We start from the raw sequence: 15,590 nt of genomic DNA, 5'->3' as shown, positions 1-15,590 counted from the left end.
CTTCGGCAGCTGGCGAAGCCTGCGTCGGGCCGCGAAACGGCCCCCCCACGCCATCAATGCCCTGACGATTCCTTGTGGTTGTCCAAAGTTTCGAGCAGGGCCACCTGCATCCGCGTGTGAACGCGGATGAACCAGCGCCACAGCACCGCCGCGACTGCGGCTGCCACCACAACAATCAGCATCAGCAACTTGTTGGTTGGCAAAATACTCGCCGACAAGGCGGCCAGCAGCAGGAAGATCACCAGCAGCGACAGGATCGGGATCACTTCGGCGATCACCCTGCGCACACGCTGCGTGTGGCGCCCCGCCATCTCAGGCTTCACGCCCATCTCCGCCAGCAGCATCGACAACGCCTTGAGCTTGCGATAAGCCGCGATCAGGAACGGCAGCGACAGGATCAACGCCCCACCCCAGATCAAGGCCTTCTGCCAACTTGGATCACTGATCCAGTCTTGCAGGTGAGCAGACATGCGCTCGGCGAAAAACGCACCGGTGAAAAAAATCGCAATCACCAGCGCCAGGTTGACCCCCACCTGCAGCAAAATCCGTCGAATCATCGACGCCAGCAGCGCGCCCTCGCCCTGGGGCTGAATGCTGCGCAGCCACTCGCCATACATGCCGAGCACCCGACCCAGCCGCTGTGGCATCACCGCAGCCAGTTTTATCGACAGCGGGTCCGCCGCGCGAATCAGGTAGGGCGTCAGCAGCGTGGTGATAACCGACACAGCCACGGCCACCGGATAAAGAAAGTTACTGGTGACCTGCAGCGTCATGCCCAGCGCCGCGATGATGAAGGAGAACTCGCCAATCTGTGAAAGCCCCATGCCGACCCGCAGTGAGGTGCGGCCGTCATTGCCGGCGATAAATGCCCCCAGACCACAGGACAACATCTTGCCCAGCACCACGGCCACGGTGATCACCGCGATTGGCCAGGCGTATTGCAACAGGATCAGCGGATCGAGCATCAGCCCGATGGCAACGAAGAATATCGCGCTGAACAGGTCGCGGACCGGTTCTATCAGGCGTTCGATCTTCAACAGTTGCCGCGACTCCGCCATGATCGCCCCAATCAGGAACGCCCCCAGCACCATGCTGTATTCGAGCTTGACCACCAGCAGGCAGAAACCGAAGCACAGCCCCAGCACGGTGATCAGCAGCATCTCGTTGCTTTCGAATTTGGCCACGTAGGCCAGTAGGCGTGGTACCAGCAGGATGCCAATGACCAGCGCGACAATCATGAACAGCGACAGCTTGCCGACTGTGGAGAAGACCTCGCCAGAGCTCACCGTGCCACTCACCGCAATGCTCGACAGCAAGGCGATGATGCCGATACCGAGAATGTCCTCGACGATCAGCACGCCGAAGATCAACTGCGCGAAGCGCTCGTTCTTCATCTTCAGGTCGTTCAGCGCCTTGACGATGATGGTGGTCGAGGAAATCGCCAGGATCGCGCCGAGGAACAGCGAATCCATAGTGTTCCAGTCGAACCAGCGGCCAATTTCATAGCCGATCCAGATCATCAGCACGATTTCGAGGAGCGCCGCGATAAACGCCGTGGCGCCGACCTTGAACAGCTTGCGCAGGCTGAACTCAAGGCCCAGGCAGAACATCAGGAAGATCACCCCGAGTTCGGCGAGGGTCTTGATGGTTTCTTCGTCGTGAATCAGACCGAACGGTGGCGTGTGCGGGCCGATGATGAAACCGGCAACGATGTAGCCCAGGACCACCGGTTGTTTAAGGCGATGAAACAACACGGTGACCACCCCCGCGACCAACATGATCACTGCCAGATCCTGGATAAAACTGATCGCATGCATGGTGTGGGGCTCCTTGGGGTGGACTTTTGGAGCGTAACACCGCGACTTCCGCCAGAAAGGCGGTGCAATATATGGAAACAGATCGGCCCGCGCGTGACGGCAGCCAGCCGCCCGGCGTCCCGATAACTGTTGGTTTGAAAAAGCTGACAAGGCACCCGCAGAGGTGCGCCCCCAATCACCCGCCTGAACCGTGAGTACGCTATGGAACCCGGAAACGCCCAACTGTCGATGACGGTATTGATGACCCCCGACATGGCCAATTTCTCTGGCAATGTTCACGGCGGCACCCTGCTCAAGTACCTCGACGAAGTCGCGTATGCCTGCGCCAGCCGTTATGCCGGTCGCTACGTGGTGACCCTGTCGGTAGACCAGGTGATCTTTCGCGAGCCTATTCATGTCGGCGAACTGGTGACCTTCCTGGCGTCGGTCAACTACACCGGCAACACTTCGATGGAAGTCGGGATCAAGGTCGTCACCGAGAACATTCGTGAACGCTCGGTGCGCCATACCAACAGCTGTTTCTTCACGATGGTGGCGGTGGACGACGACCGCAAACCGGCCTCCGTTCCGCCTTTGCAGCCGCAGGGCAGCGAAGACAAGCGCCGCTTTGTCCAGGCTCAGCAGCGCCGGCAGATTCGGCAGGAGCTGGAGAAGCGTTATCAGGAGATCAAGGGCGACGCTTGAGACCTTGGGTCGACCTTAGATAGCTATCGCGAGCAGGCTCACTCCTACAGGGGATAACTGGAGATCCCTGTAGGAGTGAGCCTGCTCGCGATCCCGCATCACGCGAAATCAGAGGCTGATCGCAGTCGCCTCAAACCGCACCCGCGGATGCGCAATCCGGTCCTGCGCCCGCACCAGTTCCAGCTCATAGCTGGCACACGCCTGGGTCTCCAGCAACACTTCATGCACCGCCGACGCCGTGAATTCGAACGCCGCCACCAGGCTGTCACCCAACAGAATTCGCGCCAGGAACAGCCCAGAAGTCAGGTCACCAACGCCTACCGGCTGACGTGGAAACGCCAGCAGCGGACGCCGCAGGTGCCAGCTGTTCTCGGCCGTTACCAGCAGCATCTCGAATACATCCGTCGGTTTGCCGGGGTAGTCCAGGTGCTTGACCAGCACCGCCTTGGGCCCGCGCGCCAGCAGGGCGCGCGCCATGGCCAGGCAGTCGAACAGCGATTGCGCACGACGCCCGGAAAAGCTGTCCAGCTCCAGCTGGTTCGGGCACATGAAATCCGCCACGGCCGCGGCTTCCTCCAGGAGGAAATCGCTGACTTCCGCCGGCACACTGCAGCCCTTCTCCGGATGTCCCATCACTGGATCGCACAGGTACAGAGCCTTGGGGTTGATCGATTTGATGCGGGCCACACCGGTCAAAATTGCCCGTCCCTGGTCGGCACTGCCGAGGTAACCGGACAGCACCGCATCGCAGTTGCCCAACTCGCCGATGGCGGCAATGCCTTCCACCAAATCGGGAATCTGCTGGGGCTGCAGAACTTCACCGGCCCACTGCCCGTATTGGGTGTGATTGGAGAACTGCACGGTGTTCAGCGGCCACACATTCACCCCGACCCGCTGCATTGGGAAAACTGCGGCGCTGTTACCGGCATGGCCAAATACCACGTGAGACTGAATGGCGAGCAGATGGGGTGTACGTTTCATGCGGTGAGTTTCCGGAAAACGAAATTCGAGCCGCGCAGTATGCGACTAAACGCAGCCTGTACGACAGACCGGCGACACAGTTAAGCTGACACTATCTTGTTGGAGCACCCTGTTGATGCTGACCCTCGGAAATATCTTCGTGCTGATGTTGCTGGCCACCGCTGGCGCGTGGTTATGGCACAACCATGGCTTGCGCGAGCGTGCGCTGGAGCGGGTCAAGCAGCACTGCAGCAAGCTCGGTATCGAGCTGCTGGACGGTAACGTCGCGCTGAAAAAAATCGGTTTCATGAAAGATGCCAACGATCGTCGGCGTCTGGCCCGTGTGTACAACTTTGAATTCACCGTGACTGGCGAGAGCCGGCACAATGGCACCATCACCCAGTTTGGCGCCCACAGCGCGCAGATCGAACTGGCGCCCTACCCAATGCCATTCGATGAATCACCGCCGGTGGTCGACGTGGTCAAGCATCGTGCTGAAGTGATCGAGCTGAGCCAGTGGCGCCAGGACCACACCAAGTGGCGCCCCTAGATCAAGCAGTCACCCAGCCCTTGCTGAAGTGAAAACACATCCCCAGGCGCATCGAAAATCAGCTCGATGCGCGAATCCTGGCGCCACTCGCTGGGCCGCCATTCAAGCGTCGAATTATCCAGCGCATTGGCCGACACCCAACCCGCGTCGCTGTGGATAACCAGCTTCGCCCGCCGCCACACCAGCCCCTCAAGCCATCGACTGACCCGCGCCAACTCGAACGTCTGGCCTGGATGCCAGCGCCAGCCAACACTCCAGCTGCCCTGCTGCTCCTGACTCAGACAAATGGGCGTTGCAGGGTCAGTCCAGATTGCTGGCAGCTGGCCCAATCCTTCAGGTGCAATGAAGTTATCCACACCTGCGACAGCGTGGGCATCAAGCCCCGGCAGCTCGGTTAACGGCAACCTGCCTTGTTGTGTCCAGTACAGCGGTCGTTCCGGCAGTTGGACGGTTATGCGCTGGCGATCGTCCTCAGTCAGCTGTTCCGACTTGTTCAGCAACAACAAGCCGGCACTGCCCAACGCCGCCTGTTGCGCCTGGGGCAAGGGTTTGCCGATGGCCAGCGCTTGGGCATCCAGCACCAGTACACACGGCTGTACAGCCAGTACACCAAGCCAGGGAGCCGCGCCCAGTTGCCTGAGCAATTGTGCAGGGTGACCCAAACCGGAGGGTTCGATGAACAGCCGATCTGGCCGTGCCTTGCGCAACAGTCGCCCAAGCCCAATCTGGAAAGGCGCACCGTTGACGCAGCACAAACACCCTCCAGCCACTTCACCCAGTGCGATACCATCGGCGTCCTGGGTCAACAGCGCGGCGTCGAGGCCGATCTGGCCGAACTCGTTGATCAGCACCGCCCAGCGTTCAGCCGCTGGTCGCTGCGCGAGCAGATGCTTGATCAGGCTGGTCTTGCCAGCGCCCAGGGGCCCGGCAATGACGTGGGTCGGGATGTTCTGCAACATGATTCAGGGATTCTAAGAGGGGTAGAGGATGCGATTAACAGGATTGTGTTTGCTCCTGGCGCTGACCTCGGCAGAGGTACTGGCGCAGGCCTGCGTGGTTCACAGTACTGCTGCGCGGCTCGATGTGAAAGTGTGCCAGCAGAACCGCAACATCCCGGAAAAACTCTTTGCCGATGGCTTCTGCCAACCCAACCTGCCCGGACAAAAAGTCGAAGTGCAGTATGTGGATAACTGCCCTGCCGGGGCGTTCGGCGTCTGCAGCAACGCCCAGGTCGCCAATATGCCCTACCGGCAGGATATTCACTATTACGGCGTGGCCACCGATCAGGCGTACCTGCAGCCCTACTGTGAGACTCAAAGCCAGGGCAGCTGGCTCAAGCCTTGAACTGTCAGGCAGCCTCCTCGTACCAGGGACCAAACGGGTCCGACAGCAGCTGCCAGCCCTCCACACCCAAGGCCATTTCATCCTGGGTCAGCAAGCACTGATCCAGCTCGTTGGTGAGCTGAGCGAAGTCGATATTCTGACCAATAAACACCAGCTCCTGACGGCAATCGCCGGTGTCGGCAACCCAGTTTTTCATGATCGCTGCGGTACTTTCCTCGTCTTGCGGCCACTGCTCCTGCGGCACAAAACGCCACCAGCGCCCGGCATAACCATGACGCATCAGACCGCCGGCCTGGGACCAGCTACCTGCGTCCATGTGCTTGTTCGCCAGCCAGAAAAACCCCTTGGAACGCAGTAATTTGCCATTTTCCCATGAGCCGTTGATGAAGTCGAAAAAACGCTGGGGATGAAACGGTTTGCGCGCCCGATAAGCCGTGGACGCAATGCCATATTCTTCGGTCTCCGGCAGGTGTTGTCCGCGCATCTCCTGCAACCAGCCAGGCGCCTGGGCGGCCTTGTCGAAATCGAAACGACCGGTATCGAGGATTTTGCCCAAGGCAACTTCTCCCATGACCATTGGAATGATCTCGGCCTGCGCGTTAAGCCGCGCGAGAATCGCCATCAGCTCCCGGCGTTCGCTGCTGCTAATCAAATCGATCTTGCTGATCAGGATCACGTCGGCAAACTCGATCTGCTCGATCAACAGGTCAGTAATGGATCGTTCGTCACCTTCACCCAAGGTTTCGCCTCGGGATGCGAGACTGTCTGCGGCCTGGTAGTCGAGCATGAAGTTCACACCGTCGACCACCGTTACCATGGTATCGAGTCGCGCGATATCGGCGAGGCTTTGCCCATTCTCGTCACGGAAGGTGAAAGTTTCAGCCACCGGCAGCGGTTCGGAAATACCCGTGGACTCGATCAGCAGGTAATCGAAGCGACCATCCCTGGCGAGCTTGCTCACCTCCTCCAGCAGGTCTTCGCGCAGCGTGCAGCAGATGCAGCCGTTGCTCATCTCGACAAGCTTCTCTTCAGCGCGGTTCAGGGTGACATCGCGCTGCACTTCACTGCCATCAATATTGATTTCGCTCATGTCATTGACGATCACGGCGACCCGAAGGTTTTCGCGATTACGCAGGACATGGTTGAGCAGCGTGCTTTTGCCCGCGCCCAAAAAACCAGACAGCACGGTGACAGGTAAACGATGGGGCATGCGGAGTTCCTCGTAGGCGATGCACGCTCTTGTGAGAAAAGGCGTGGTAGATTTAATATGTAATAACATAACATAAAGAACCTGCCTCGACGATGGAACATGCCCATGAATTCGCTGAATCTGCCGGACATTGCTACCCAGGCTTCACACCAAAGCTTGCCACTGGATTGGGTGGGCATGCATGGAATTGCGATTCCTGTATTGATCTACGGTCAGCAACTGACGGCAAAAGCTGATGCAGGAGTGAGCCTGGATGATGGCGATACACGCGGCATTCACATGTCGCGGCTGTACCTGGCTTTGGAGACGCTGGAACAAAACGAACTCACGCCGGCGCTTCTGAACCATGTACTCCAGCGATTCCTGGATACGCATGAGGGAGTTTCTGCCAACGCGTATCTCAACATTCACACTGAGATGTTGCTCAAAAGACCCGCGTTGGTCAGCCCTCTATCCGGCTGGAGGTCCTATCCATTGAGCGTGCAAGCATGTCTGAAAAACGGAATGTTCCACGTGGAACTAAAAATCGAAGTGCTGTATTCATCCACCTGCCCGTGTTCGGCAGCACTTTCGCGCCAGCTGATTCAGCAGCAATTTCTCGATGATTTCGCCAACAGTACGCTGCAGCACACTGACGTGCTTGCTTGGTTAGGAAATACGAATGGCATAGTTGCGACTCCCCACAGCCAGCGCAGCACTGCGCAACTGCAGGTAGAGGTAGACCCAAAGCGGATTGAATTGCCGCTCATTTCGATCGTCGATTGCGCAGAAGCAGCGCTAGGCACAGCGGTGCAGACAGCCGTAAAACGCGCCGATGAACAAGCCTTTGCATTGGCGAATGGACAGAATCTGATGTTCTGCGAGGATGCTGCTCGACGCCTGCACCTGGCTCTGAAAACTTGCAATGGCGTCGCAGGGTTCCAGCTACGGGTCGTGCATGCAGAAAGCCTGCATGCTCACAACGCCGTAGCCGAAAGCCGATGGGATCTTTACAAGGGTTGATCAGGCCCGCGGTTTCACCGTCCCGCAATCCTGACCAAGCCAGACAGCTCGAGTGTCGAGGCTACCCTTCTGCTGGATCCCGGTAGCGTTGAACGTGCCATTGACCTTGGTGGTGAATTCACGGTCACTGAGGAAGGTAGCAACGCCGGCACCCTGGGCCTTTGGACAGCTGAAGCGGAACTTCCACTGGTTGCCGGTGCGATCAGTAATCTCCTGTTTGCAGCCCGACTGCGGGTCCGTCAGGGGAATGTTGTCGGTCTTCACCTGCTCCGGGGTCAGGCAGGCGCGGATCCCCTTGCCGCCCATGGTGATGCCCTGCTTCTCCAATTGAGCGCGCTGCTCAGGGGTCATCTGGCTCTGCAGTTGACCGAGGATCAGTTGCAGATCAGGTAGGTCTTGGTTATCGACTTTCATGTTGCTCGAAGTCAGCTCCCACAAACCCGGCTGAAGCATCTGCGCCTGAGCGGCCACAGGAAGTGCCAAACCCAATGCCATGGCCAAACCCAGCAGACGAACGTTCATCGTGTAACTCCTGATCAGTAGTGGCTGTTAGACGTCAGCCACAGGTTTCGGTTCATGGACCAATTAATTAGCGACATTCTGCACGGAACATGGTCTGTTAAGCATTGAATATTCAGGAGCAAGGCTGCCCCATGGAGTACTTTGGACCGCATATTTTCGGTTACATGATTGCACTGCTTCATACACTGGGCTCGATTGCTGCTGTTCATGCCGTGCTTACCGTAAGGACGGCTCAGGGAGCAATCGCTTGGGCATTGTCGTTGGTGTTTATCCCCTACTTCACTCTCATCCCCTATCTGGTCTTCGGTCGTAGTACGTTTGATGGCTACATCAAGGCGCGCCGCCAGGCCAACGAAGAGATGCGTAAAGCAATCTCGGAGCTCAATTGGCGTCCCTGGGTAGAAGAAGCTCTGGCCGCGCGAGCATCGAACGCCTATGCGTCACTGCGAGCGATGCCCAAGCTAGGCCGCATGCCATGCCTGGCAAACAATGAGGTGCGCCTGCTGGTGAACGGCCAGGCCACCTTCGACGCAATCTTTGCAGCCATCAGCACGGCCAGGGAAGCTGTGCTGATCCAGTTCTTCATCATTCACGATGACCGTCTCGGCAAACGCCTGCAGGAACTGCTGCTGAAAAAAGCCGCAGAAGGTGTGGCGGTGTATTTGCTATACGACCGGATAGGCAGTCATTCCCTGCCCCACAGTTACGTCCAGCCGTTGCGTGATGCCGGCGTTGAGGTCAAGGCATTCGCCACCCGTAGTGGCTGGCTGAATCGCTTTCAGGTGAACTTCCGTAACCACCGCAAAATCGTGGTGGTCGATGGCGTGCTGGGATTTGTCGGCGGCCACAACGTCGGCGATGAGTACATGGGTGAGAAACCACCGCTGGCACCCTGGCGCGATACCCACGTCGAAGTGCGTGGCCCGGTGGTCGCCTGCATGCAGGAATCGTTTGCCGAAGACTGGTTCTGGGCCGCTCGTACCTTGCCGCCGCTGATACTGCCAGACGCCTACCCGGAAGACGGAGTGCTCTGTCAGCTGCTCGCCAGCGGCCCGGCAGATGCTTATGAAACCTGCTCGCTATTCTTCGTCGAGGCGATCCACGCAGCAATGGAACGAGTGTGGATCACCAGCCCCTATTTCATTCCTGACGAAGCGGTGTTCGCCGCCCTGCGCTTGGCGGTGTTGCGCGGAGTCGATGTGCGGCTGCTGCTGCCCTCACGCCCTGACCATCGCATCGTCTACGCCGCGTCAAGCCTTTACGCGTTCGAAGCGGTAAGGGCTGGCGTGCGAGTGTTCCGTTACGAGCCTGGCTTCCTGCATCAGAAAGTGGTGCTGATCGACAGCGAAATCAGCGCCATCGGCAGCGCGAATCTGGATAACCGCTCGTTCCGGCTGAATTTCGAAGTGATGCTGCTGACTGTGGACAGCGTGTTCGCCGGGGAGGTGGAGCAAATGCTGGTCACTGATTTCGCCCAGGCCCGCGAGATAGCCCAGGATGAAAGCCGGGAGACGCACCGCCTGCAACAGGTCGGCATGCGGATCGCCCGGCTGATTTCGCCGATACTTTAAGGCGTATAGATATCGTCGCGGGTCCATGGCAGCTCGTGGCTGCCGTCCGGATGAGCCTTGACGGCAAGGATCTGGTGCAAGTTGATCCAGCCTTTGGCGAATGCGTAAGCACAGCCGGCCAGGTACAACCGCCAGATCCGCAGTGCCTGCTCCGGCACCTGGTTGGCAGCTGCCTCAAGATTATCCTCCAGACGCTCGCTCCAGTGGTCCAGGGTTCGCGCGTAATGCATGCGCAGGCTTTCAACGTCGACGATCTCCAACCCGGCGTCGCTGATCTCGGCCGTGATCATCGACAGGTGCGGCAACTCACCATTGGGAAACACATACTTGCCAATGAAATCACCGGCGCCTCGCCCCACTGGACGGCCATCGGTATGTTTGGCGGTGATGCCGTGGTTCATCACCAGGCCGCCCTCTTTCACGGCACCAAACAAGGTTTTGCAATACTCGGTGAGATTCGCGTGGCCGACGTGTTCAAACATGCCGACACTGACGATTTTGTCGAAACGACCGTCCTGGGGCAGATCGCGATAGTCGAGCAATTGCAGCTCTACCAGGTCGTCGAGTCCTTCAGCGGTCACTCTCTCCCGGGCCAGTTCCAGTTGCTTCTTGCTCAAGGTAATGCCGAATACTTTCGCGCCGAACTCCCGCGCGGCATACCGCGCAAGTCCGCCCCAACCGCAACCGACATCGAGCAAATACTCCCCGGGTTGCAGGCGTAACTTGCGGCACAGGTGACGGAATTTGGCTTGCTGGGCTTGCTCAAGGGATTCGCTGCCCGTCTCGAAATAGGCGCAGGAATACACCATGTCGCTGTCCAGCCACAGCTGGTAAAACGCATTGGAAAGGTCGTAGTGGTAGGAAATGGCCTTTGCGTCGGTTTCCTTGTCGTGCACGGTGCGTACAGGCTGCGTGTCATCCGCCGCATCCAGCAGCGCCTGGCTCCACTCGTCAACCACGCGGATCACATCGGTGATTGAACCCTCCAGCTCCAGCTTGCCTTCGACAAACGCTGCTCCTAACGCGTCGAGGCTTGGGTGGGTCAGTTGCGAAACCATTTGTGGGTCCTTGACCACAATCGTCACGCTGGGGGATGGCCCCAAGTTGAACTCATGGCCGTCCCAGAGTCTCAATCGAAGTGGCAAATGCAGATTCTGTAAGGCCGGTGGAAGTTGCGAGAGCATGGAGTATCCCCCTTGTTTCAGACGTCTGAATGAGAGGTTAGACCATCCTTGAAAAACACGTATTAACCCGGCAGATGCTCAAGAGGCAAAGCACCCGGCGCCTTCACAGTGTTAATGGCAAAGTTGCTACGGATGTCACTCACCCCAGGCAGCTTCAACAGCTGCCCGGTGAGGAACCGGTCGTAGCCGCGCAAATCCGGCACCACCACTTGCAGCAGAAAATCCGACTCGCCCGACACCAGGAATGCCGAAATCACTTCCGGTAACGCTGTTACCGCCAGACGAAATGCTTCGGCCTGAGCGTCGTTGTGGCGCTCGACCTTGACCCCGACAAACACCGTCAACCCCAACCCCACCTCGTCACGATCCAGATTGGCTTGATAACCCCTGATCACTCCAGCCTCTTCAAGCATCCTCACCCGCCGCAAGCAAGGCGAGGCAGATAAACCAATCTCGTCGGCCAACTGCACATTGCTCAGGCGGCCATCACGTTGCAGGGCGGTGAGGATCTTGCGGTCGTAAGCGTCCAGTTTCATGGTTTGGCAGATTCCGATGGTTTAGAAGCAAATATTCAGCAGATTATGCTAATGGTAGCCCCTTTCGAAGACGACTACGCAACCACCTGCCCTGCTATTGCGCCCTACACTGGCATCACCAAATCGACTACGAATGGGGTGCAACATGTCCGAACTCTGGCTGTTCATGATGGCGCTGGCAGTGGTGTATCTGTTGCCCGGGCCGGACATGATTCTGCTGTTGCAGACCGGTGCGCGTCAGGGCAAGCCTGCGGCACTGGCTACCGCTATCGGTCTCGGAATTGCCAGGGCCTGTCATGTGGCATTGGCGGCGCTTGGATTGGCGGCATTGTTCAAGGCTGCGCCCTGGACCTTCGATGCCGTGCGTCTGGCGGGTGCCGCCTATTTGCTGTGGATCGGTATCCAGTGCTTGCGCACTACCATGCTGCCGAACCTCAGTGACACCGGTCCGATACAGGGCCCTCGCTGGCGTGAAGCAATCCAGCGCGGATTGCTGACCAATCTGCTGAACCCCAAGGCACTGCTGTTCTGTTCGGTACTGTTACCGCAATTCATCGACCCGCACGCCGGCCCGGTTCTCGGCCAGTTCATGGTATTAGGCGCAATGCTGGTGGGCGTTGGCTTGTTGTTTGACAGCGTCTACGCCCTGACCGGTGCCGCACTGGGCCGCTGGCTGCAACACAGTCCATCAGCCCAGCGCCTCCAGCAATGGGTATTTGGCAGTCTGCTGATCGGCTTCGCAGTACGCCTCACGTTCGTCCAGCAGGCCTGATCAACCGCGCTTGCGGCGCTTGTGACGGTTGATCAACAACAAGGCCAACGCGATGAATGCCACAACTCCACCCATTTCCAACCACTTTTTATGCGGCCGCAGGGCGTCGCGAACCGGACTGATGGCCTGGGCCACATAACGCCTGTCGGCCTTTTGGAAGTCCGGATACGGGCAGCGCTCACCAAAGAACACTGCCCAATCGACGTAGGGCCCTTCATTGACGTAGCGTTGGTAAAAGAAGCTTTTTTCATCCTGACCGCTGTTCCAACCGGCGGCCGCGCACAACACCGCTGCAAACGCCTGGCTGGTGTGGGGCAAATGATCGGCTGCGCGATTGGCCAGGTCGTTGGCCAGATACCGGTAGTGATAGCGCTGATCGGGCTGGGCGGCGCTGGCTTGCTGGCGGCTGAATTCGTCTTGCGCCACTAGCGGCCCTACTTTCAATTCAGCGCTTTGAAGGCTGTAGTTGCCGTCGAAAGTAGCGTAGTCCGGGGACATCTCATAACCCAGCAACTCCATACCGTAGTGTCGGCTCAAGTCGGCCGCCTGGAAGTAAGCGAAAGCCCTTTTGGTCGGCCACCACTTTGACTCGGCGTCGTGGCGCATCTCCCCGTAGGTTCTCGCCAGGACGTATAACTTTGGAGTCGCAAAATACCCCGGCGCTTCGTCGTAGCGCCCTTCCCGCAACAACCGGCGCCCAAGCAGGTTACGCAGCTTCGCTGCTACCGTCAGTGGGGAGGCATCAGCCTGGTCGCTCTGGCCGGACCGCGAATCGTCGATTGAGGAAAGATCCTGTTGACTGAAGGGTTGAGGTACCGGGACCTGCGTGTCGACGTACTGCTTGAGCTCGTCGACTGTCAGCACTCGCTCAGCTACGGTCGCGGCGTCGAACCAGTAGATGTCCTGGCTGCGATAGAGCTGGTCAAATGCTTGCAAATAATCCCCGCGCTGCAGCGCCAGGATCGCACTCTCACCCTCGACCCGACACTTGGGCTGCAGCGATTCATAATCGAAATCCAGGGTTCTGCGCTCTCCCCATGACTCGTTCTGTGGAAAGGCTTGGGCAGCCTTGGCATACGCCGCCGCAGCAGCAGACTTATCGCCATCGCGCAGCGCCAGCTTCGCTCGCAGCCACCACGCCAGCCCCCCCTCGCCCGCATGTTCAAGGAATGCTTTGGCGCTGGCGTAATCACCTTGTTGATAATTGACCGCCGCCAACCGATCAGCGTTGTCCAGGCTGCCACGGGTGCTCTTCTGCAACAGCTTGATCAGTTTCAACTCGTTCTGCGGTTGTTCGCCAAATGACCAACCGAGCCGGCTGATCAAGGAAGCGGTTACCAGTTGCTGAACTGGTTTTCCCTGGAGCAACTGCGCTAACGACGCTTCAGGCATCGCCGCCAGTTCGTTCATCAGTTGCTTCAACGAGCTGTAGCCCACCGGCGAACCGTGCAGGTTTTGCGTAGCATAGAGTTCGATGGCGCGGTTCCAGTCGCCCGCGGTCCTAACCACGCGAGCTTCTTCACCGAGGCTGGCGACGCCCAATTCCAGTGGGTCGCTAAAGCCGTCGATGCTCAGTTGCCGGCTTTGGTCAAAAGCGAGCCGAGCCTGGGCCAACAGGTCTGGCGCCGCATCCACTTGCGAGCTCATGGCGAACAATGCTCGACCCAGAGAATAGGCCGCCCAAGTGCTGCGTAATGGACGTTGATCTGCCGGCAACGCCAGGACCTTGTGAAAATACTCGGCAGCCAAGGAAAATTCTTCCGAGTTGAATGCGACTGAGCCAGCCAGATAGAGCACGAGTTCGGGCGGCAGTGTGGCGCCCTGGGTTTCTACCTGATGCGCATCGGTCAGGCTGCGCAGCTGCTGCACCAGCGCTTGTTGCTCGGCAGACAAACCGACCTGCTCAGCCTTGTCGCGCGGGCTGGGCTGGTCGGTCGCATCGTCGTAGCTGTAGTTCTGGTTGTCGGTGGCAGGTGTTATGTTCTTCAGCCCGGCTATCGCATGCCCAAGGCGATTGATCTCGAAGTTGAAGTTACCTTCCGGCAGCTCCGCCAACGTTTGTCCGCGGTTGTCCAACAACCGCATCGGAAAATCCGGGCCACATGCCCATGCTGAGCCGAGCGGCAGACTGAGGGTCAGGCACAGTAGATGACGCGGCCACTTACGGCTGAACATGCGAAGCTCCTTGATCAATTTTTGCGCAACGTGCCCAACCAATCGCACGTTGCCCGCCGGCCGCTATTCGGCCTTCCCGCAGACGAGTGAAGGTCAGCACGTCCGTGGTTTGCTGCAATGCATAACCGGCCAACGCATCAGCACTCTCACAGCCAGCGCCCGACAGCTTTAAACTTTCAGGCCAGGCGCTGTCGAGATTACCTTGGTTGATGAGGCTGATGTCGAACAGACCCTCGTGCTCCGAGAGTTGCAACGTCAGCTGGCTTTTGAGCGCTTCGCCGCGCGCTACAGCGCGCAGCGTAGTCAGGCTCCAGGCGCGGCGATCGCCTGCCAGGGGCAACCTGAACCAGATAAGACCTTTCAGATGCGCGGGCGGATGTTTACGTAGCTCAATGGCGAGTTCTCGTAGTTGCTGGGGATCCGCCAGCAACTCTCGTCGCTCACCTGCACCCTCAATACGTACTTCGCTTTCCACAACTGGCCCGCCACTGGTCGCCGGCAACAATGCCACGCCGTAGGCAGGCAGTGCCAGGTAGAACGGTTTCAAAGTTATACGTGACCATTCGAGGAGCCATTTTTTCGTTTGTTCCACGTGGAACAAACCGCGACGCGGATCGCTGACCGCATGCACCTGCAACACGCTGCTGTCGACGGCGGATAACAGGGCGGGTAGTTCTGGACAGTTCAGCCAAGCGGGCAATGCGGTGATGCTTAGTGGCATGCCAACCGGTAACGCTTCGCGAAGTTTAACCAGCAGATTTCGATAGTCCGGCAGTCGAGCAATACCGGAATCATGGTCAATTTCCACCCCGGCGAGGATGAGCCCCTGCCCTTGCCAATCGATGGTCAGCTGCTGAATTTGCTTCAGGATTTCATCCTGATCAAGTGACTTCAACTGGCCATCCAGTCGGACCACGGCAATCAGTGGACGGCCATCTTGGCGCAGCAGATCGGCGTCGATTCGCGCACGACTCCAACCTGCTTGCGGGAAACTCTGCAGGGCGAGTACGCGAAGAGTGGAGAAGTCCGCGCGGCTGTCACGCAAGGCATCCTGGTGAGCAGGCGTCCATTGACGCTGCCAGATGTAGAGCTGCTGATCGAGCGGAGGTGCCTCAGGTTGCCCGCAGCCGTTGAGCAGCAGCGCAGGTAAAATCAGAACCCAGCGGCAGATTGAAAACAGCATGAACATCTATCCCTTCCAACACAGGGTCGCAGGGTACACAGAATTCTGTGGCAGATCCTGTGGGAGCAAAGCTTGCTCGC

The 15,590-nt window shown here is 58.6% G+C and carries 15 protein-coding genes; 6 read left to right on the top strand and 9 right to left on the bottom strand.

Annotation, left to right across the window (positions count from 1 at the left end; all coding sequences use genetic code 11):
• Nucleotides 1-53: 53 nt before the first annotated feature.
• Nucleotides 54-1,817, bottom strand: coding sequence for a cation:proton antiporter (locus ACYZTK_RS15610; protein WP_462010714.1), 1,764 nt, complete (start codon nucleotides 1,815-1,817; stop codon nucleotides 54-56).
• A 201-nt stretch (nucleotides 1,818-2,018) separates the two neighbouring features.
• On the opposite strand from ACYZTK_RS15610, the gene ACYZTK_RS15605 reads away from it, so the two are divergent.
• On the top strand, nucleotides 2,019-2,501 hold the full coding sequence (locus ACYZTK_RS15605) for an acyl-CoA thioesterase (protein WP_462010713.1): 483 nt from the start codon (nucleotides 2,019-2,021) through the stop codon (nucleotides 2,499-2,501).
• Between the two features lie 108 nt (nucleotides 2,502-2,609).
• Here ACYZTK_RS15605 and pdxY read toward each other — a convergent pair whose 3' ends face one another.
• On the bottom strand, nucleotides 2,610-3,482 hold the full coding sequence (pdxY, locus tag ACYZTK_RS15600) for a pyridoxal kinase PdxY (protein ID WP_462010712.1): 873 nt from the start codon (nucleotides 3,480-3,482) through the stop codon (nucleotides 2,610-2,612).
• 115 nt (nucleotides 3,483-3,597) lie between these two features.
• Between pdxY and ACYZTK_RS15595 the strand changes: the two genes are divergently transcribed.
• Nucleotides 3,598-4,011 (top strand): DUF3301 domain-containing protein, encoded by a 414-nt coding sequence (locus ACYZTK_RS15595; protein ID WP_462010711.1) that lies wholly within the window; start codon nucleotides 3,598-3,600, stop codon nucleotides 4,009-4,011.
• Here ACYZTK_RS15595 and ACYZTK_RS15590 read toward each other — a convergent pair.
• Nucleotides 4,008-4,970 carry a CobW family GTP-binding protein gene (locus ACYZTK_RS15590; protein WP_462010710.1) on the bottom strand — a complete coding sequence of 321 codons (963 nt, stop codon included), beginning with the start codon at nucleotides 4,968-4,970 and terminating at the stop codon, nucleotides 4,008-4,010. The genes ACYZTK_RS15595 and ACYZTK_RS15590 overlap by 4 nt on opposite strands.
• Nucleotides 4,971-4,998: 28 nt before the next feature.
• Here ACYZTK_RS15590 and ACYZTK_RS15585 point away from each other — a divergent pair, with 28 nt between their 5' ends.
• The gene (locus ACYZTK_RS15585) at nucleotides 4,999-5,355 is read left to right on the top strand and encodes an NADH:ubiquinone oxidoreductase (RefSeq protein WP_462010709.1); all 357 of its coding nucleotides are present in this window, start codon (nucleotides 4,999-5,001) and stop codon (nucleotides 5,353-5,355) included.
• Between the two features lie 4 nt (nucleotides 5,356-5,359).
• Here the strand turns inward: ACYZTK_RS15585 and zigA are convergent, their stop codons facing one another.
• The gene (gene zigA, locus ACYZTK_RS15580; RefSeq protein WP_462010708.1) at nucleotides 5,360-6,565 is read right to left on the bottom strand and encodes a zinc metallochaperone GTPase ZigA; all 1,206 of its coding nucleotides are present in this window, start codon (nucleotides 6,563-6,565) and stop codon (nucleotides 5,360-5,362) included.
• A 105-nt stretch (nucleotides 6,566-6,670) separates the two neighbouring features.
• Between zigA and folE2 the strand changes: the two genes are divergently transcribed.
• Nucleotides 6,671-7,567 carry a GTP cyclohydrolase FolE2 gene (gene folE2 / locus ACYZTK_RS15575; protein WP_462010707.1) on the top strand — a complete coding sequence of 299 codons (897 nt, stop codon included), beginning with the start codon at nucleotides 6,671-6,673 and terminating at the stop codon, nucleotides 7,565-7,567.
• Here folE2 and ACYZTK_RS15570 read toward each other — a convergent pair whose 3' ends face one another.
• Nucleotides 7,568-8,089: a DUF3617 domain-containing protein gene (locus tag ACYZTK_RS15570; RefSeq protein ID WP_462010706.1), complete on the bottom strand. Its 522-nt coding sequence runs from the start codon at nucleotides 8,087-8,089 to the stop codon at nucleotides 7,568-7,570.
• Between the two features lie 131 nt (nucleotides 8,090-8,220).
• On the opposite strand from ACYZTK_RS15570, the gene cls reads away from it, so the two are divergent.
• The gene (gene cls, locus ACYZTK_RS15565; RefSeq protein ID WP_462010705.1) at nucleotides 8,221-9,660 is read left to right on the top strand and encodes a cardiolipin synthase; all 1,440 of its coding nucleotides are present in this window, start codon (nucleotides 8,221-8,223) and stop codon (nucleotides 9,658-9,660) included.
• Here cls and cfaB read toward each other — a convergent pair.
• On the bottom strand, nucleotides 9,657-10,844 hold the full coding sequence (gene cfaB / locus ACYZTK_RS15560) for a C17 cyclopropane fatty acid synthase CfaB (RefSeq protein WP_462010704.1): 1,188 nt from the start codon (nucleotides 10,842-10,844) through the stop codon (nucleotides 9,657-9,659). The genes cls and cfaB overlap by 4 nt on opposite strands.
• 62 nt (nucleotides 10,845-10,906) lie before the next feature.
• The gene (locus ACYZTK_RS15555) at nucleotides 10,907-11,380 is read right to left on the bottom strand and encodes an Lrp/AsnC family transcriptional regulator (RefSeq protein ID WP_462010703.1); all 474 of its coding nucleotides are present in this window, start codon (nucleotides 11,378-11,380) and stop codon (nucleotides 10,907-10,909) included.
• A 145-nt stretch (nucleotides 11,381-11,525) separates the two neighbouring features.
• On the opposite strand from ACYZTK_RS15555, the gene ACYZTK_RS15550 reads away from it, so the two are divergent.
• A complete protein-coding gene (locus tag ACYZTK_RS15550; protein WP_462010702.1) occupies nucleotides 11,526-12,152 on the top strand; it encodes a LysE family translocator in 627 nt (208 codons plus the stop codon).
• On the opposite strand, the gene ACYZTK_RS15545 is transcribed toward ACYZTK_RS15550, so the two are convergent.
• Complete coding sequence (locus tag ACYZTK_RS15545) at nucleotides 12,153-14,327, bottom strand: hypothetical protein (RefSeq protein WP_462010701.1); 2,175 nt, start codon at nucleotides 14,325-14,327, stop codon at nucleotides 12,153-12,155.
• Nucleotides 14,314-15,510 (bottom strand): DUF3142 domain-containing protein, encoded by a 1,197-nt coding sequence (locus ACYZTK_RS15540; protein ID WP_462014907.1) that lies wholly within the window; start codon nucleotides 15,508-15,510, stop codon nucleotides 14,314-14,316. Before ACYZTK_RS15540 ends, ACYZTK_RS15545 begins: the two co-directional genes overlap by 14 nt.
• Nucleotides 15,511-15,590 lie beyond the last annotated feature (80 nt).

It is taken from the genome of Pseudomonas sp. LB3P31 (assembly GCF_054897945.1).
Note: the sequence above shows the minus strand (reverse complement) of the source record. Positions and strands in the feature narration are given on the sequence as shown.

What these genes read in the sequence shown, in the direction of transcription:
- ACYZTK_RS15570 (WP_462010706.1), bottom strand. Translation starts at nt 8,089, where the DNA reads ATGAACGTTCGTCTGCTGGGTTTGGCCATGGCATTGGGTTTGGCACTT.
- cls (WP_462010705.1), top strand. Translation starts at nt 8,221, where the DNA reads ATGGAGTACTTTGGACCGCATATTTTCGGTTACATGATTGCACTGCTT.
- cfaB (WP_462010704.1), bottom strand. Translation starts at nt 10,844, where the DNA reads ATGCTCTCGCAACTTCCACCGGCCTTACAGAATCTGCATTTGCCACTT.
- folE2 (WP_462010707.1), top strand. Translation starts at nt 6,671, where the DNA reads ATGAATTCGCTGAATCTGCCGGACATTGCTACCCAGGCTTCACACCAA.
- ACYZTK_RS15545 (WP_462010701.1), bottom strand. Translation starts at nt 14,327, where the DNA reads ATGTTCAGCCGTAAGTGGCCGCGTCATCTACTGTGCCTGACCCTCAGT.
- pdxY (WP_462010712.1), bottom strand. Translation starts at nt 3,482, where the DNA reads ATGAAACGTACACCCCATCTGCTCGCCATTCAGTCTCACGTGGTATTT.
- ACYZTK_RS15540 (WP_462014907.1), bottom strand. Translation starts at nt 15,510, where the DNA reads ATGCTGTTTTCAATCTGCCGCTGGGTTCTGATTTTACCTGCGCTGCTG.
- ACYZTK_RS15585 (WP_462010709.1), top strand. Translation starts at nt 4,999, where the DNA reads ATGCGATTAACAGGATTGTGTTTGCTCCTGGCGCTGACCTCGGCAGAG.
- ACYZTK_RS15555 (WP_462010703.1), bottom strand. Translation starts at nt 11,380, where the DNA reads ATGAAACTGGACGCTTACGACCGCAAGATCCTCACCGCCCTGCAACGT.
- ACYZTK_RS15595 (WP_462010711.1), top strand. Translation starts at nt 3,598, where the DNA reads ATGCTGACCCTCGGAAATATCTTCGTGCTGATGTTGCTGGCCACCGCT.
- ACYZTK_RS15605 (WP_462010713.1), top strand. Translation starts at nt 2,019, where the DNA reads ATGGAACCCGGAAACGCCCAACTGTCGATGACGGTATTGATGACCCCC.
- zigA (WP_462010708.1), bottom strand. Translation starts at nt 6,565, where the DNA reads ATGCCCCATCGTTTACCTGTCACCGTGCTGTCTGGTTTTTTGGGCGCG.
- ACYZTK_RS15610 (WP_462010714.1), bottom strand. Translation starts at nt 1,817, where the DNA reads ATGCATGCGATCAGTTTTATCCAGGATCTGGCAGTGATCATGTTGGTC.
- ACYZTK_RS15590 (WP_462010710.1), bottom strand. Translation starts at nt 4,970, where the DNA reads ATGTTGCAGAACATCCCGACCCACGTCATTGCCGGGCCCCTGGGCGCT.
- ACYZTK_RS15550 (WP_462010702.1), top strand. Translation starts at nt 11,526, where the DNA reads ATGTCCGAACTCTGGCTGTTCATGATGGCGCTGGCAGTGGTGTATCTG.